Genomic DNA, 2,551 nt, shown 5'->3' on the forward strand with positions numbered 1-2,551 from the left:
GAGCATCCGGACCCTCTCCCAGCGAGGAGACAAGGCCGATACCGGTGATGACGACGTCGTGGGGGCTGCTCATGGGCGGCTTTGTGGGTCACGTGGCCGGGCGCGTCAAGTTCGCGCCCGAACCGCCTCAGGCGTTCTTGGCCGCGACCAGCGCGTCGATCTTGGCGCACAGGTTCTTCATGACGAAATAGTCGTCGGTCGAGGCCTTGCCGTCGTTGACCTCCTGCGTCCACTTCTCCAGCGGCACCTTGATGCCGAATTCCTTGTCGATGGCAAAGACGATGTCGAGGAAATCGAGGCTGTCGATGCCGAGATCGTCGATGGTGTGGCTTTCGGGCGTGATCGTCTCGATATCGATCTCGCTGGTGTCGGCAATGATCTTGGCGACTTTGTCGAACGTGGTGGACAAGGGCTCTTCCTTCGGTTGCGGGCGGAATCTGTCCGCATCTTGTTTGGGCGCTGTCTAATCGGTTTTTCCGGGCAGGAAAAGGGCTGATAAGCCCGGTGCAGATGGGATGCTGGCTTTCGAAACGCAAGAAGGGCCGCCGGATTGCCGGCAGCCCTTCCCATTTGACGTGACGTCAGCTCAGTTTTCACGGAGCTTAACCAGGTCGTTCAGCAGTCCGCCCGTCCCGTTATGGACGGTCAGCCGCTCGACCTTGCCGGCGATGGCTTCCAGAGCCTCGAGCTCCTTCAGCCGCAGCATCACCGGGTTCTCGGCCATCACCTTGGCCGTGTTGAGGAGCGAACGCGTCGCGTTCGTCTCCTCGCGCCGGCGGATGACGTTGGCCTCGGCCTGCTTCTCGGCCGAAACCACCTGGTTGAGGATCTCGCGCATCTCGCCCGGCAGGATCACATCCTTGAGCGCGATGTCGCTGACCTCGACCCCGATCTCGGCCATGTCGGCGCGGACCTTGGCCGCCGCCTCCTCGTCGACCGTCACCTTCTTTTCAAGGATCTGGTCGAGCGTGAGCGCGCCAAGCGTCTTGCGGAAGGCGTACTGCAGGGCGCGGTAGAGGGCTTCAGAGAAGTCCTTCACCGCGCTCACCGCCTTGACCGGATCGAGGACCCGGTATTCGGCGGCGATGTTGACGCGGATCGTCACGCGATCCTTGGTCAGCACTTCCTGCCCGGCGACGTCGAGCGACTGGCGCTTGAGGTCGACGACCTTGATCTGCACCATGCGCCCGACGTTCCAGAAGGCGTGCACGCCCGCGGCAAGCGTCCGCGCCAGCGCCCCGTCGACGAACAGCAGTCCGGCCTGACCGTCGACCACCGGGTGAACGGACATCAGTTCCGTCTTGCGGGCCTGGCCGAGCCGGCGCATGAGAGCCGGATCGATCGCAAGATCGGCCGAGGTGTCGACCAGCGTCACCTTCCACGGGCCGGCATCGGTCCACAGCACGAGCTTGCGATCCGGCGCCAGGACGGCATGGAGGTTGCCGTCACGCTCGATGACGGCGACATCCGTACGCCCGGTGCGAACGACGGTGAAATGACGCGCCGCCACCTCCGGCAGCTTGTCGAACAACGCCTTCTCGTAGGCCGAAACGAATTCCGGGTTCTTCAGGTCGTGCCGGGACACTTCAAGGCGTCCGCGCCGGTTGGCAAGCCAATGCTCGCCCGGCATCAGGACAGCCTTGATCTCCCCCTTGTAGAGGGTGACGGCCCGTTCGTTTTCCTTAACAAGGACGCGCTCGCGCCCCAGAACCTTATCGAGAATGGTCATTGTCTTCACTCCTGTCGGGCATGGCCCCATGCGAGGCGTCAACTCATGCGTCGATCATCCTTTTCGTTTCTCGTTTCCCTTTTCCCGGCACGAATGATCCGGAGACCGGTGGCATCGCCAAGCAGCGGGCTTTCGGGAGCGGATCGCGAGGCAGCGAAGCGGGCGCCGGAGGCCTTGGCCTCCCTAGCCGGCGACACTGCGCCTTGATCGTCACCGCGGGCCTGGCCGCGAGCCGATGGCGTTGGATCTGCCGGTACGGCCTTGGCCCGAAGGCTTCGGCCGTCCGTCAGCTCTTTCGCATTCCGGTCCCCGGACCGATTTTCCGAATAACACCGTGACAGGGTGGCTTGGCTTGGAAGGCCAATGGAGAAGGATTCGAACCTTCGACCGTCAGATTCGTGATCTGATGCTCTACCCAACTGAGCTATCCGTGGTGCAGACAGCAGGATTCGAACCTGCGACCTCCGGATCCAAATCCGGCGCTCTCCCCCTGAGCTACATCCGCGATCCCAACCTCCGAAACGGCGCCGTACACAGGGCGGCAGTGCCGCCTGCGCGGGCGGAGACGAAAGCTCCAACCGCTGTGCTCGCTTCGGTTTTCGTGACCGGGAGCGCGCCTATAGACCCTGCGACGGGTTGTCGCAAGCGGCATTGTCGCGGCGGCTTTGCGGCTTCTTTCGGCAGTGGCATTTCGGCAACAGTTGCAACCATCGCCTGTATCAGGCTCGCGCCCGTCAGAAAGTGACGCGGCCAAGCACCCTTAGGCCGTCGCCCTGTGGCTCGACCACCACCGCTTCGCCTTCGCGCGGCGCGACGCCGGTC

General features: G+C 63.5%; 2 protein-coding genes and 2 tRNA genes. All 4 read right to left on the reverse strand.

Features of this window, described 5'->3' with window-relative positions; all coding sequences use genetic code 11:
- Nucleotides 1-127: 127 nt before the first annotated feature.
- On the reverse strand, nt 128-409 hold the full coding sequence (locus tag EN738_RS33405; protein ID WP_126054139.1) for an acyl carrier protein: 282 nt from the start codon (nt 407-409) through the stop codon (nt 128-130).
- A 177-nt stretch (nt 410-586) separates the two neighbouring features.
- Entirely contained in the window at nt 587-1,729 is a 1,143-nt protein-coding gene (locus EN738_RS33410) for a slipin family protein (RefSeq protein ID WP_189340610.1), read from the reverse strand.
- A 353-nt stretch (nt 1,730-2,082) separates the two neighbouring features.
- A tRNA-Arg gene (locus EN738_RS33415) sits at nt 2,083-2,158 on the reverse strand.
- A gap of 2 nt (nt 2,159-2,160) precedes the next feature.
- Nucleotides 2,161-2,234, reverse strand: a tRNA-OTHER gene (locus EN738_RS33420).
- Between the last annotated feature and the right edge of the window lie 317 nt (nt 2,235-2,551).

Origin of the sequence: Mesorhizobium sp. M4B.F.Ca.ET.017.02.2.1 (genome assembly GCF_003998955.1) — a bacterium.
Lineage (GTDB): Bacteria > Pseudomonadota > Alphaproteobacteria > Rhizobiales > Rhizobiaceae > Mesorhizobium > Mesorhizobium abyssinicae.